Annotated in this window: 11 protein-coding genes and 1 pseudogene; 5 read left to right on the top strand and 7 right to left on the bottom strand. The window is 47.7% G+C overall.

Translation table 11 applies throughout. The features are described from left to right. The first annotated feature begins 157 nt into the window (after positions 1-157). The gene (locus K4A83_RS05875) at positions 158-409 is read left to right on the top strand and encodes a UPF0175 family protein (protein ID WP_265263514.1); all 252 of its coding nucleotides are present in this window, start codon (positions 158-160) and stop codon (positions 407-409) included. Continuing rightward, positions 402-887 carry a DUF3368 domain-containing protein gene (locus K4A83_RS05870; protein WP_265263513.1) on the top strand — a complete coding sequence of 162 codons (486 nt, stop codon included), beginning with the start codon at positions 402-404 and terminating at the stop codon, positions 885-887. The genes K4A83_RS05875 and K4A83_RS05870 overlap by 8 nt, the downstream gene beginning before the upstream one ends. A 208-nt stretch (positions 888-1,095) precedes the next feature. Here the strand turns inward: K4A83_RS05870 and K4A83_RS05865 are convergent, their stop codons facing one another. From K4A83_RS05865 to K4A83_RS05850, 4 genes are all read right to left on the bottom strand, one after another. Beyond that, complete coding sequence (locus tag K4A83_RS05865; protein ID WP_265263512.1) at positions 1,096-1,563, bottom strand: GNAT family N-acetyltransferase; 468 nt, start codon at positions 1,561-1,563, stop codon at positions 1,096-1,098. A 47-nt stretch (positions 1,564-1,610) separates the two neighbouring features. Next, complete coding sequence (locus tag K4A83_RS05860) at positions 1,611-5,366, bottom strand: CHAT domain-containing protein (protein ID WP_265263511.1); 3,756 nt, start codon at positions 5,364-5,366, stop codon at positions 1,611-1,613. A 114-nt stretch (positions 5,367-5,480) separates the two neighbouring features. Continuing rightward, positions 5,481-6,176 carry a DUF928 domain-containing protein gene (locus K4A83_RS05855; RefSeq protein WP_265263510.1) on the bottom strand — a complete coding sequence of 232 codons (696 nt, stop codon included), beginning with the start codon at positions 6,174-6,176 and terminating at the stop codon, positions 5,481-5,483. Between the two features lie 497 nt (positions 6,177-6,673). Beyond that, positions 6,674-7,402, bottom strand: coding sequence for a hypothetical protein (locus K4A83_RS05850; protein WP_265263509.1), 729 nt, complete (start codon positions 7,400-7,402; stop codon positions 6,674-6,676). On the opposite strand from K4A83_RS05850, the gene K4A83_RS05845 reads away from it, so the two are divergent. The 3 genes from K4A83_RS05845 to K4A83_RS05835 all read left to right on the top strand — a co-directional run bounded on the left by K4A83_RS05845 (position 7,388) and on the right by K4A83_RS05835 (position 10,511). Next, positions 7,388-7,738 (top strand): hypothetical protein, encoded by a 351-nt coding sequence (locus K4A83_RS05845; protein ID WP_265263508.1) that lies wholly within the window; start codon positions 7,388-7,390, stop codon positions 7,736-7,738. The two genes, K4A83_RS05850 and K4A83_RS05845, sit on opposite strands and share 15 nt — an antisense overlap. Then, positions 7,635-8,525, top strand: coding sequence for a phosphodiester glycosidase family protein (locus K4A83_RS05840; RefSeq protein ID WP_265263507.1), 891 nt, complete (start codon positions 7,635-7,637; stop codon positions 8,523-8,525). Before K4A83_RS05845 ends, K4A83_RS05840 begins: the two co-directional genes overlap by 104 nt. 63 nt (positions 8,526-8,588) lie before the next feature. After that, complete coding sequence (locus K4A83_RS05835; RefSeq protein ID WP_265263506.1) at positions 8,589-10,511, top strand: S9 family peptidase; 1,923 nt, start codon at positions 8,589-8,591, stop codon at positions 10,509-10,511. 207 nt (positions 10,512-10,718) lie between these two features. Here the strand turns inward: K4A83_RS05835 and K4A83_RS05830 are convergent, their stop codons facing one another. From K4A83_RS05830 to K4A83_RS05820, 3 genes and pseudogenes are all read right to left on the bottom strand, one after another. Further along, positions 10,719-11,855 carry a serine hydrolase domain-containing protein gene (locus K4A83_RS05830; RefSeq protein ID WP_265263505.1) on the bottom strand — a complete coding sequence of 379 codons (1,137 nt, stop codon included), beginning with the start codon at positions 11,853-11,855 and terminating at the stop codon, positions 10,719-10,721. A gap of 76 nt (positions 11,856-11,931) precedes the next feature. Beyond that, positions 11,932-12,266: pseudogene (locus K4A83_RS23060) on the bottom strand (RNA-guided endonuclease TnpB family protein); the annotation flags it as partial. 137 nt (positions 12,267-12,403) lie between these two features. After that, the gene (locus tag K4A83_RS05820) at positions 12,404-14,413 is read right to left on the bottom strand and encodes an ATP-binding protein (protein ID WP_265263503.1); all 2,010 of its coding nucleotides are present in this window, start codon (positions 14,411-14,413) and stop codon (positions 12,404-12,406) included. Positions 14,414-14,753 lie beyond the last annotated feature (340 nt).

The following is a 14,753-nucleotide window of genomic DNA, read 5'->3' as shown; positions in this document are numbered from 1 at the left end:
GATAAGGTTTGGGTTTGACCTTGTATTCGAGAACCAACATTGTTTGACACTGGCTTGCTTGGTATCATTGTAGCACTCCTAATGCCGCCCTGGAAGGGCGGGGCTTGAAACCCATTATTTTTGGTCATAATATTCATGTCAATCTCAACCTAATTCGATGATTCAAATTCAACTGAACTTACCTGAAAGTGCTTTTTCCGTTCTTCGCAGCACTCCAGACGAATTCGCTCAAGAACTGCTCATTGCTGCTGTAGTCAAGTGGTATGAAGTCGGGATGATTTCCCAATCCAAAGCTGCCGAAATTGCCGGGATCAGCCGCCAGACTTTTCTGCAAGCTCTCGATCGATTTGGAGTTTCTCCATTCCAGACCACACCAGAAGAACTCACGGAGGAGGTTAGCCGTGGTTAAGCGCTGGGTCGTCAATACCTCACCCATTATTAGCTTAACCAAGATCGATCGCATTCAATTACTGAGTGAACTGTGTGATGAAGTGGTTATTCCTCAAGGTGTTGCAGATGAAATTAACCTAGGTGGATACGCTGACAGTGCGGTTATTTGGCTCCAGCAAACAGGCCAAGCATACATTAAACCTGCTCCAGAAATTGACTCAAGGATTGCCAGTTGGGATCTTGGGTTGGGCGAAAGCCAGGTCTTATCCTGGGCTGTTAAGCATCCTGGCTATGAAGCCATTATCGATGACCTAGCAGCACGGAAAGCAGCCAAAGTTCTCCAGATTCCCGTTCGAGGTACTTTAGCTGTGATTGTGTTAGGGAAGCAAATGGGATATATCTCATCGGTCAAGCAGGATTTAGAGAACCTTGTCCAAGTGGGTTTACGCATTAGCCCTACTTTACTGGCACAGGCGATCGCCCTTGTGGGGGAATAATAATACCAGACCCGCATGGACAAAGAATTTCCCCTAGTCCGAGAAGCCCACGACAGAAAAAATAATGAACCCCTCGATCGCAGATGCGATCGCGTTCAAAATCGTTCAAAAATGACACGGAACGGCTAGAGAAACTGTTTGATTTATACACGAAAATGACCAGCCAGCAAAAGCCCGCGCAAAAGCCCGGAAAAGGGAACAGGGGGAGTCAGCAAGCCCGATGTCGCTGAAGATGAAAGCGCTCAAAAATTACCCCATCCCGTTGGATTTGTTCAATCTCAGTGAGACGAAAACCGAATTTCTCGAATAAGGGACGGCTAAAGTGACTTGCTTCAACGAAAATGGGGTTAATTCTGTGCTGTGTGGCATAGTCGAGAACTCTTTGCACCAGTTGAGAACCAATGTGCTGGCGGATGTGCTGAGGATGGACGTAGAGGGAGGTGAGATGGCCCTTTGAGTCAATGCCACAAAACCCTAGAATTTGCTCATCTCGGTCTACAACAAAGGTGTTAGCATCTAGGATGAAGTGACGAAAGGCAGGACTTAAACGCCCGAAACTCGCCCAGACGGCCACTTGTTGGGGGGTGTAATGTTGGGGGGCAAGGGTACAAACTGCCTCATGGTAGAGTTGGGCGAGTTGGGGGAGATCAGTCTCGGTGGCGGGACGAATTTCCATGATGTTAAGTTAGTTTTCCGGGGTGGGAGGGTCAATGCAATCTCGGATTACCAAGGATTACCAATCATGGCAAAACCAGACCAATAGTAGGGATGTTGTAAACTCCGAATGCCTAAATCATTAAACTCAGAGGTTAACGGAATTTCGCCAAACTCACCCACTAAAATTAAACCTTGATTCTGTGTCTGTTCCCGAATCTTAACTTGCCCCCGTAACAGGGCTATTTGCGCTTGTCTTAAGGCTTCTGCTTTGGTCGTCACTTGGCGTAAATTGTTATAAAAACTACTCATTAACCCTAAAGTTCCCACATCATTGGCATACCATAAACTTGCCACGGCCGTATTCACCCCCGTTTTCACCGCCAATCCAGCAAAACCATATTCGGCTTGAGTATCTCCTAATGCAGTCCGACAGGCGCTTAAAACTAACAAATTAACCTGATTTTCGACCCAGTTCAGATTGGCCATATCATTTAACCCAATGGCTCGATCCCACAGTTGAATATAGGACTCTTCCACAGAACCGGGCTGAAATTCGCCGTGGGTGGCAATGTGAACAATGCCAAAGTCCTGCCGATTTTGATTGCGTTGTAAGTTGCTGAGGGTAGCGCGTTCATTGAGTAAGGTGGTGCTGGTTTCCCATTTTTGTGCGATCGCCTTTAACTCCGTCGGAACCGCAGGTAAGGGCGTTTTAGACCGGAATTCGGACATTCCCATTGCCAACAAAGGACTATTCTGAACATTCCCCCGTTCCAGATTCAACCAGTGAAAACTCGGCACCAAACTCATACTATAATCTTCCACCAAAAACCGTTCCCCATTATGGAGCGCCGCAAAGGGTAGAGAACGCAATCCTTCATCCACAATCAACAATAGGGTTTGAATATCAAACCGTTGTAAATCCTTTGCCATTGGTCCAATGAACCACTGATGGAGTTGTTGTGCCGGAGCGAGATAACTATTCGATTGACGACGAATGGGACTCCCAATTTCAAACTGGAATTTGCGCACCTCCTCTAACAACCGACTTTGATTCGCTTCTCGCACGCGATAATGAATAGGCTCCCCCACCGGAGGCACGAGAATTAATTCTAAATGTTCCGGTCGGATAAACGCATAGATAACCGCCGTATTCATCCCCGTTTCTCCAGCCATCCGTTGCAAATGGTCTTGCATTTCCTCGACAGTTGGTTCTTCCCCGGCCACTTCCTTGTTGAGATAACGCCCAAATCGTTCTGTAAAGTGATTATCCAACGCTAAAACAGCCCCGGCCGTATCCCCCCGGTCAAAAAAGGGATTGAGATTCAGATAGAGTCCTGTATCTAACTCCAATTCCTCACCCGAGTCTAGACTCACCAGTAAACGGTTTTGAGCCAAGTTGGGGAACAGGGAAGCTAGGGTCATCTGGGCAAAATTCGGGCGGGTTTCTGGTTCATCCGCACTGACCGAAGGAGGGGGATTATTCACCACAGGGGAATTATTCACCACAGGGGGATTATTCACCACAGGGGGATTATTCACCGGATTTGATGGACTAGGGGAAGTTGGGGAAATTGGGGGAGGCGTTAAGGAAGGGAAAACAGTTTGAGCAATGTTATAAACACCCAGAGTACCCGTTGCCGCATTATTGGCTAAATCAACGGTCACGGGACTGGTATAGGCCGAATAATCTAAGCGGTTAAATCCCCCACCCCCATCCAGAATCCCATTAAAATTCACCCCATCTTGAAACACAAAAGTATCAGCAGCATTGCCTCCCACCAAACGGTTAATATTACTAAACGTCACCTGATGCTGATTCGTCGTCATGCGGCCGGTTTTAGCCCCTGTTAACGTCCAAGTTGTAGTTTGATTTTGCCCATAGACCGTAGACCCTCCCACAATATTTAAAGGGGAAGTCACCGCACTCAAATCCTCTAAAAAAATATTGCCCGTGCCATCAGGACGACCCACATTAATCACCTGAAAACCGGGCTTAATACCGTTGAGGTCAGCCGCATCTAAATCCATTGCACTGGTGGGGGGTGTCCCGCCAATGCGAATATCTCCATCAATCTCAAAAGGGCGAATATTCAGTTGACCTGTTCCCTGTAAATCCCGCATATCTAGCCCATTGGCATCTAAGGTCAAGGGTGTATTCCCCATATTGACCGCCCCAACTAAGTTGATGAGTGGTGCGGAAAAGCGGACGGATGCGGCATCGGAGAAATTGAGGGACCGATCGGAGTTAAGGTGAATCAAGTTAGTCGCTTCTAAAATGATATGAACCCCTTGACTCGCTAGGTCATTGAGCTTATTTTCGGAAATGACAAAACTAGCACCCGGACTATCGGAGGCCAGGATTTGCCCGTCATTTAATTCATCATCATCGGTTCCAGAATTTAACTGGGTAATCCAGATGTTTTGGGGATCTAACAATACGGTGCCGGGCTGTCCCCAGGATTTCATCTCAATATTGCCGTTAAAGTGTAGCTTTTCCTTGCCGGACACTTCCACAAAGCCCCCATTGCCCCCCAAGGTTCCTCCACCGGCCCAAAGGGAGCCATTAAACACGGTGGTATCATCAGACCAAATGATCGCCCGTCCCCCGTCTCCATAGTCCCCGGTGGCATTGACTTTTAACGTGGAGTTGGAGTCAATAAACACTCGTTGAGCGGTGGGGGTCGGGCCGAGTCCCTTGTGTTCTCCCCCTAGTAAAATAGTGCCGCCGCCCTCTGTTCCCGAAGCGTTGAGATGAGCCTTCCAGAGGCCAATGCGATCGCCTAAAACTTGAATCGTCTGTTCAGTTCCCGTAACACTACTCGCATCCAACCTCCCCGTCAAAGCCACCAAGCCCGATAAATTGGGAATAATCGCCCCAGAATTGTTAAACTGCACCGTTTGGGGACTATTTTGACTGTCTATGCTCTGGTCATTCGCGGTACTAACAACCCTTAACCCCGTTTCCGCCGCACCTAGCCGGATCTGTGACTCAGAGTGATTCGCCGCCCCCGTCAACAAACTCGGCAAATCCCGAGCATGAATCGGCGCAGGCTGTCCATCGGCTGTTTGGGGAACCTCCACCTCCAAACTCAAAATCATCCCCGTTTGGCTAATCCGCACCCGCTGAGTCCCCGGAATCGCCGCCACCGTTAAATGACCCCCCGGTGCCGTTAAACTGCCCGTATTTACCACCGTCCCGGCCAGCAACGACAAATTATGACCTTGAGTCACCGCTAAATCCCCAGCATTCACAATTACACCGGGATGAGGACTCGAAAAAATAAACTGATTAGGGGCCCCAATTAAAGCCGCATAATTATTACTCCCTTGGGCGTGGAAAACCCCCCCATCTAAAGCAATTCCCGTCGCCGTCGTTGCCGTAAAGTCTGCCGGAACATTGAGCGAAGCCCCTGACCCAAAAATAATCCCCGCCGGATTCATTAGGTACAGATTCGCATTCGCCCCCGTCACCTGAAGCATCCCATTAATTAACGAGGGATTCCCCCCCACCACTCGCCCTAAAATATTTTGTGTCCCAGCGGCCGCCTCAAAATTGGCAGTATAACCGGATTGTAGATTGAACTGTGAGAAACTATGGAACAAATTCTGTCCATCGGCTGAAACAGTGCCACCATGAATACGCAGAGCATTCCCTTGCTGGTCTAGTAAAGTCCCCGTCCCATCATTCGCAGGCACGATGTACTGTGCGGCAACGGGACTCATCCCCAGACCGCAAGTTCCAAATCCAACGAAAAAGCCTAAAACCGTCTGAGCAGACCCCAGGGATTTTAGGCTAATCAGCTTAATGTTCCAATGATTCACAGAATCACTCCTAAGCATGGCTTAAGTTTTTCAAGTCCAGATCGAGACAGATTTAGCCTTATACCCATTCTTCCATCTTCGATCTGGCTTGACCGGAAACTTTTCCGACAATTCTTACCGCAAGAATGGTTCTTGAGCTAATTGCCCTAAATTGACGGACTCTAGGAATTCTTGCCAAGAAGCTGCTAATTCTATGTCATTGGGGGCATTTTGCCGTTGTTTAACCAATCCGGCTAGGGCTTCATGCCAAATACCTGCTTCCGCAAAGCGTGTTAGATCGGGATTTCCACCTTGACTCAGGAGTTGTTGAGCGAGGGGATCACTTTCATCTAACCGTTGTACCCAACCATCCACAAACACATCACCCGTCGGGTCATTGGCATTACAAGTCAGGAATACATACCAATGGTAATTTTCCCCGGTTTTGAGGGCGTAGCGTTCCTCTTCAGGCAGACTAATGCTCATAATCCCCGCTTGGTTGGGGTTGTCCATTGTTACAGAATAGACCGTGTTTTCATAGCGGTCATTGAGGACAAAGGTTACAACTTCAGCCTGAGTTTCAGGCATATACCAGAAGAATGTGGGATGGGTGGACAGGGTTAACGGTAAAGCTTGTCCGGGAGTTAAGGCTTTTAAGGTCTTCTGACTGGATTCTTGAACCGTGCATCCCCGAGTCCCACCATCGGCGGCACTACGCGGCGCTCCCCGATCTGGCGGACGAAATTCCATGGCTTGACCGACAGACATTCCTGCTACACTGAGGGCTGCTGTCAGGAAGGTGGCAATACCGAGTCTAGAATAGGATTTCATGATGTTCTTTCCCATAAACGTCTCCCTGTGTTGATTGTACAATTAAGTAGTTAAAGATACTGTGAACAAATGGCCGGTTTTCTGTGAACCGATCACACTACTTCCAGTTTAACTTGTTTTCAGAGAAACCATTTTTTTTACCTGCTCCTCTGGGTGTATCTCTTGTTTAGGATTCCCTCTAATCCTGCCAAGCTCACGCTTCATCTAAGGATTAATAAGCACTTCTGAGAGAAAAATCTACCGAATTTGGGCTATTAATTCTATTTACACTTTCAAGCACTTAAAATTCTTTTCCGGAAGTTTTTTCTCACCCATTTGGGTGAAATCTGGAAGGGTTCACTTAGGGCTTGCGGAATAACTCTACTCGTGGGGCTAGGGAATAGGGAATAGGGAATAGGGAATAGGGAATTGATAATTGTTCCCCCTGCTCCCCTGCTCCCCTGCTCCCCTGCCCCCCCGCTCCCCTGCTCCCCCACAAGGGGCGAATGATTGAACGGTTAACGACAAAGTTGGTTATTCCATTCTTGAGAACCTCGACCAGGCCAGCAGGTAAATTGACGACCGACCCAGCCTAATGTCCATTGGGGGGACTCGGGGGTGGAGGTGGGGGCCGGGAGAAACTCTAGACGGTAGCGGATGCCGGAGACGGAATCATCGGGGAGTCTGGTTTTTTCCACAATGACTACTGGGGGATTCTCTCCGGGTAAGGGGATGATTTCTTGCTGACCGGACTCTGGGGAAATTTCTGCGGGGGGGATGGCGAAAAGGGCTGTAGCAATGGCTTCGGGGTCTTCTCCTGCTAAGGGTACATTGTCTCGTAACTGGGTGAAGTCCATGGACTCATAAAGGCCTTCGGTTACTGTTTCGCCGTCCTGTTCAATGTGTAGTTGACCCTCGACAATACGATACTGAGTTTGTTCTTCGTCTTGGGCAATAATTTCTTCCTCTTCGGGGTTGATGACTTGGGCCTGTACTACTTCCCCCGGTCGGGTGCTGGCTAGCCCAACTAACCATAATTCCTCATTTTGTGAACAGAGGTGCAGCCTATAATGGTCGGTCATAAAGGATTCTTGGATGATTCCCTCGGCACAGAGGGGGGTGGGGGCAGTGGTTAAATCGGTTGGACTGACTTGGGAGGGGGGATTGTCTGCACAGGCTGTTAGGGGGGTAATGAGCAATCCTAAGCTGAGGAGTAATGAGGGTGAGGAGGGATGAAAATAGCGCATAGCATTCAATTGTACTTTACTTGTAATCTCCACTCTAACGAGAATTATGGGGTATTGTCGAATGTTCAAGGCGATCGCGAAGCGTCTCGGAACGAGAATCGCGAAGCGTCTCGGAACGAGAATCGCGAAGCGTCTCGGAACGAGAATCGCGAAGCGTCTCGGAACGAGAATCGCGAAGCGTCTCGGAACGAGAATCGCGAAGCGTCTCGGAACGAGAATCACACTAACCGTCATGGTGGGTCTAACCGTCCCGCTTTTGCTACATTTAGCGTTACTCGGTTTACGGCCTCCCCGTCGCCCCAACCGACGAGAACTGTTTGTGGGTGTCATGTATGAGCGTTTATTGCGTAAGCATCCCCGTCCTGTTGTAATTCACGTTGTAAGTTTTGATTTAAGAGAACCGAGTATTCAACCTTTTGTTACTCTGGGTCAAGTTAAACCCCAGAAAATGCAGTTTCCCGCCCAAACGACTGGGGATTTTGTGCGACAGTATCCGGTGGCTGTGGCGATCAATGGCAGTTTTTTCACTCCAGCTTATGCCCGGCATCCTTGGGATTATTTTCCGAAACGAGGCGATCGCGTTTATGCCATTGGTCAAGTGATCGCCAATGGGGTGTTATACTCTCCCCCCCATGATCAATGGGCGGTCTTGTGTTTTATCCCCCCCCACACCTTTGAAATTGTCCCGGCTGACTGTCCCGAGGGAACAACCCAAGCTATTGCTGGGCGGGATATTCTCTTAGATCAAGGTAAGACTCCCCCCCTCATCCAGCACACCGATCACGGCAAAAATTATCCCCGCAGTGCGATCGCCTTAAATCCCCAACAAAAAAAACTCTGGTTTGTGGTCGTTGATGGTCGGCAACCCTTTTATAGTCAAGGCATGACCCTGCCTGAACTGAGCCAATTCCTCGCCCAACTTGGAGCCACAGAAGCCCTCAATTTAGACGGGGGCGGCTCCAGCACCCTCGTCATTAGAGAGCAAGATCAGATCATCACCCTGAACTCCCCCATCCACACCCGCATCCCCCTGCGTCAGCGCCCCGTTGCCACTCATTTAGGCTTTTCGGCTCTACCTTTAGAGAGAGACAACCCCCTAAAACCGAAATCAAGTGGGAATTAATCACAATTAATTAAGATCCTGTGCGAGAGTATTAACAATAGCCTAGATATGAGCAGCACCTTTATGCAACCAGCACCATTTGGTTCTTGGAAATCACCCATTACTTCCGAGTTAATTGTTTCCGGCACGATTGGATTAGGGGGAGTAACCGTTGATGGAGAAGATATCTATTGGTTAGAAGGAAGGCCTTCCGAAGGAGGGCGGAATGTTCTCGTGAAACGAAGTCCAGATGGGACTTGCTGCGATATCACCCCCCCACCCTTTAACCTGCGAACTCGCGTCCATGAATACGGGGGCGGGGCTTATTTAATTGATCAGGGGATTTTATACTTTTCCAACTTTGCCGACCAACGGATTTACTGCCAACGAGTGGGGGAACCGGCCCAACCCCTAACCCCGGAAAATAACCAGTGCCGCTATGCTGATGCTGTTTTGGATCGAAAACGCGATCGCCTCATCTGCGTTTGTGAAGATCACAGCCAAGCCAACCCGGAACCTCAAAACACCCTCGCCACCATCGACCTCAAAACCGGAATCGTCAAAACCCTAGTCTCCGGCAGTGACTTTTACTCCTCCCCTCGTCTCAGTCCCGACGGCTCCCAAATCACTTGGCTCCAATGGAATCATCCTAATATGCCTTGGGATGGAACCACCCTCTGGCTTGCCTCCGTCCTTCCCAACGGTGAAATCGGCGAAAAAACCTGTATTACAGGCAGCGATCATGAATCCGTCTGCGCCCCGGCCTTTTCCCCGGACGGCACCCTCTTCTTTGTCTCAGACCGGAGCAATTGGTGGAATCTATACTGTTATACCAACCAAGGCATTGAACCCCTCTTTCCCCTCGATGCCGAATTTGGTTATCCCCACTGGGTTTTCGGTGTTCAGCCCTACGTTTTCGACTCCACCCATAGCTTAATCTGTATCTACTCCCAAAACGGTCAAGACACAATGGCCCGTTTTGAATTTAACAGCAAATCCCTACAAATCTTTAACGTCCCCTTTACCAGTATGGGATCCCTACAAGTTAAAGACAATACCCTGTATTTTATTGGCGGTTCCCCCACCGAACCCACCCAACTGGTACAAATGGACGTCGACACCTTACAAACCCAGTGCCTAAAACGCACCAGTGACCTCACCCTAGATGTCGGTTATCTCTCCATCCCCCAAGAAATCGAATTTCCCACCGAGGACGGGAAAACCGCCTATGCGTGGTTCTATCCCCCCCAAAATCGTGATTACACAGCCCCCGAGGGTGAATTGCCTCCCCTCCTCGTGCGCAGTCACGGCGGCCCCACAGCGGCCGCCTCAGCCACCTTTAATTTACGGTATCAATACTGGACCAGTCGCGGGTTTGCCGTAGTAGATGTAAACTATGGCGGCAGCACCGGGTATGGGCGAGAATACCGCCAACGTTTGAATGGCAAATGGGGCATTGTAGACGTTGCCGACTGTGTAAACGCCGCCCGTTATTTGGTGCGGCAAGGCAAAGTAGACGGGCAACGGTTAGCCATTGCCGGAGGCAGTGCCGGAGGATACACTACCCTTGCCGCCCTCACTTTTCACGATGTCTTTAAAGCTGGAGCCAGTTACTATGGCATCAGTGATTTAGAGGCGCTCGCCCAAGATACCCATAAATTTGAGTCTCGTTATCTCGATGGTTTAATTGGTAAATATCCTGAAGAAAAAGAGATTTATTATCAACGTTCTCCCATTCATTTCACCGAGCGTTTATCTTGTCCGGTGATTTTCTTCCAAGGTTTAGAAGATAAAGTTGTGCCGCCTAATCAAGCGGAAATGATGGTAGAAGCCCTTAAAAACAAAGGTTTACCTGTTGCCTATGTTCCTTTTGCGGAAGAACAACACGGTTTTCGTAAGGCGGAGAATATTAAACGGGCTTTAGATGGGGAGTTTTATTTTTATTCCCGTGTGTTCGGTTATGCTCCCGCAGAAACCATTGAACCTGTTCTGATTTTCAATTTGTAGCAAATCGCAAGCCCTAATTAGGGTCTGCTGAAAAAGCCCAACGCTAGACTTAACAAGGTAATAGGTAATAGGTAATGGGGAATAGGTAATGGGGAATAGGGAATAATTATCAATTGTCAATTGTCAATTATCAATTCCCCTGCTCCCCGAGTTATTCAGCAAGCCCTAATTATTAATTCCCCATTCCCTAACCCTGAAAAATCGCCCTCAATCACGTAGTAATCTCGCCAGATCATCCACCAACTTATCCACTGGATAGTTTTCATCATTAGCCAAGACGATAATCGTTACTGGCACTTGAGTATAATGGCGATAAAATGTGCTGGTGCCGTACCAACTGCCACGATGCTCCACATAATCTGGGCTAATTTCCCACCCTAAGCCATAGGGGAAAGACTCTCCATCATCCAAAGTCCCCGGGGTAAAGGCAAGTTTTAAGGTTGCTGGTGTGACTAGATCCCCGTTGCGTAATCCCTGATCATAACGGACTAAATCGGCAATTGAGCTAAAAATATTGCCATCCCCTGCAATCACAGAGGGAAAGGAAGAAGGTTCAACATCTCCTTGGGGGGAAACAGCATAGCCCTCGGCCCGATTAGGAATCTGTTGGTCTAAATCCCCAAACACCACGGTATTATTCATCCCCAATGGTGTAAAAATTTGCTCGGCCATAAACGCCCCGAAAGATTGCCCTGAAATCCGCTCAATGATCAAAGCTAAAAGCGCGTAGCCACTATTGTTGTACTCAAATTCAACACCGCGATCGCTCTCAATCTCCTGCTGATTTAGCCATTGCAAATGATCCTCAATGGTCAGACGGGCGAACGCCTCATCTGTCTCTTGCCAAGCTTCACCCGTATAGTCTGCTAAACCGGAAGTGTGATTAAGCAAATCGCGAATCACAATGGGATTATCAGGATCGGGATCCTCAAAGTCCGGCAGATGCTCCATCACGGCATCTTCTAATTCCAGTTTTCCCGCCTCCATCAGCCTTAAAATCCCCAGCGCCGTCATTTGCTTTGACACCGAAGCTAAATCAAACACGGTATCTGGGGTAATCGGGCGTTGTTCTACCACTTGGCCCAAACCGTAGCCTTTTTGAAAGATCGCCCCCCGATCAATAATGAGAACCGCAACACCGGGGCCATTGTGCCGGAGACTGGCTGCTACGAGGCGATCAATTTCCTCGGTGAGTTCTGTCCCGAGCGTCAACTCTGATGAATCGACGCTTTCATCCCCAGATTCCCCGAGGGGCGTGGGGTAACAACTGAATAATAGTAAACTGCCCAAGAGGTAAACAGGGGCAATGAGGAAATGTGCGATCGCTTTAAATTCAAGTTGCATTTCAAGAATAGTTATTGACCCCATTAGCAGAGGATTCTATTGACACTCCCATCGCTAAAAGCGAGGGATTCTTGGTTCAACGAGTTTCCTTAACTTGGCAGGACGTATCCAACCAAGCCAGAGGGAATCTCTCCCCAAGCGTGAGTTCCGGTATGCCCTACCGTAGCCTTACCATATTTAAAGCCAAAATACTCTAGCCATTGTCGAAAAGTTGAGTCGAAAAGTTGACCAAGCCACATCATTGATAGATTGAGCGAGTTTCGAGTTTTTTACCAGTCCTTTAACATTTAAGTCTTCGTAGGCGATAAAATCGTTAGATTTAATGACGCGCAATGCCTCTCTCTGGACAAAGCCTTTACGTTATCTACTTACTCTTAAATGTTTTAAGGCCTATCTCTTCCTAGCTTTTTTGGATAGGATAGCCTTTTTTGCCCTTCACACCTTGTTTATCGACCTCAAACAACTAGTGTATACTAACATATACAGCACAAATTGTCATGCCAAGAGTGATCCCTGAGCCTTAGCTAAAGAGTCGTGCTTCGCTGTTTCTATACTGGTCGGGTTTCATCCCGTCGGTAAAACCGAGGGTCTTCACCCGACATTGCAGATAAATCATAACGTTTCACCGTTGCTAGATACAACTTAACCGTTGTTCCTTGGTCTTTTCCCGCACTGTGCAACGTAATTTTACCCCCCATTAACTCTATTAAATTGCGAGAAATGGCCAACCCTAAACCCATCCCTCCCGAGGCGCGAGTGGTTGAGCCGTCAATCATGACAAAGGGACGGAATAAACGGTTTTGTAAAGTGGGATCAATGCCAATTCCTGTATCCTGAATCAGGATAACCACCTGTTGACCACTGGGGCTAGAAATATACTCACTAGAGTCCTCTTCTGCGCTATCACCCAGCACAGTAGGCAACATTTCTACCTGAATTTTTATGGTAATTGAACCCACTTTTGTGAACTTAATAGCATTATTGAAAACATTAATTAAAACCTGTCGTAATTTGGCCGGATCACCATGAACTAAGAGCGGATATTCCGGCATTTCTAAATTTAGTTTTAAGCCCTTATCTTCTAAGGCTAAAATCTGAAAAGAAATAACCTCATCAATGATTTCCCCTAAATTCACTTGCTGCATATCAACAGAAAGTTGACCTGCTTCCACCTTCGATAAATCCAGAATTTCATCAATAATTTTAAGTAAATGAACGGCCGCATGATCCGCTTGAGCTAAGAACTCTAGTTCCTCATCAGGATCATCACACATCCCATCCTCTACTAAGCGCAACGAGCCAATAATAGCGTTCAGGGGGGTTCGCAATTCATGGGAAATGGTGGTTAAAAATTCGCTTTTTAACTGATTCGCTGTCTGTGCTTCCCGCCAAGCTACCTCTAATTCTTCAGCCCAATGCTTCAAATTGGTCAACATACTATTGAGCGCACTAGCTAACTGTCGAAATTCCCAAATTTTAAAATTTTGGGGAATTTTGTGATCAGTTTGTAACGTCTCTTGCTGTAGGGCAAACTGGGTTAACTTTTCTAGGGGCTGGGCTAAGTCTCGGGCAACATACAAAATGGTGAAGAAACTCGCCCCTAAAATGGTCACACTTAAGCCGATTAATAACTGTAATAACGTGCGGCGAATAGGTTCTAAGGCCGAGAGTGCATCATCTAAACGAGTGACGGCTAAAACTACCCAAAATTGATCCGGATTATTCGCTACAGGATTTTGAATGGCCGTGTAGCCAGCTAAGAGGGAAACTCCCTGTTCCTCGAAGTGCAGAAAGTCGCTCCTACCAGAGGTTGCAGAGCGAATGGTGTTTTGTAAGCGATCGCCCGACATCAACTCATCCACGCTTCGACCCACATATTCCCCCAAAGGATGCGCCAATACAACCCCCTGCTGATTGATCACCATCCCATACCCCGTCAAAGAACCCCGCGACAAACTCGTTTCATTAATAATTCTCGATTGCACATGAAGAGTCGAGCGCAACTGTCCCTCATCATCATAAATCGGTACAGTATAAATAAGTGTTAATGTACTACCATCCAGCACAGTCTTTTCCTCAGACTGTAACGGTAAAAGCACTTGCACTTGCACTTGTAGAGGATTCAGCGTCACCTCTGGACTTTGAGCAAACCAAACCTCTGGATTCGGAGCATTTAAGGGTTGAGAACCACAAGTGCTAGCAATTACACCCTGATCCACTACATTATGGATCTGCACACAATCAATCTCTGTCGGGAGATACTCAGCCAGTTCTTCTAAATACCCTTGTTGCTCCTCTACAGAACCCCTTTTGAGCGTTGTACTTTGACTGACAGCCACTAAATTACTCTTGAGTCCTTCAATCAACTGACTAATCGTCTCCCCTTTGCGAATAGCACTTTCTGTCAGATTTTGACGCGCCGTTTCCAGCAAAGCAGAACGCCCCTTACGGTAAGTGACACCATAGGTTAACCCCACCCCCAACAAAAACACAGGCACGCTCACTAAAAAAAGTCGTGTCAGCAAAATACGACGAAAAGAAGAAACAGACTTACTCATAAACAGGATTAGTAGCAACTCCCTGATGTAGCATCAGGCGATTATTCTCACAGAGAACCCCTCAGCTTTGATGCTCAATCGTTATATTCCTGTATTGGAACTGAATGACATCCCCCATTCATCGAACTTCAATCCAGACCCTTAGTTAGTTCAAAAGTTTTATTCAGGAACTCACTAAGGAAAAACACTGAGTTTTAAGCCAGTGATTCCCTTGAGCATCTATCCTTTATGATAAAGGTTGTAGGGCGATGTAAGTGTGAAAAATAAGCCGCATAATTTAAGGATTCTGTAAACTTTTGCCCTTTTGCCATTCATCCTATCTCACAACCTCACATTGATC

Source organism: Spirulina subsalsa FACHB-351 (assembly GCF_026130165.1).
Lineage (GTDB): Bacteria > Cyanobacteriota > Cyanobacteriia > Cyanobacteriales > Spirulinaceae > Spirulina_A > Spirulina_A subsalsa_A.
Note: the sequence above shows the minus strand (reverse complement) of the source record. Positions and strands in the feature narration are given on the sequence as shown.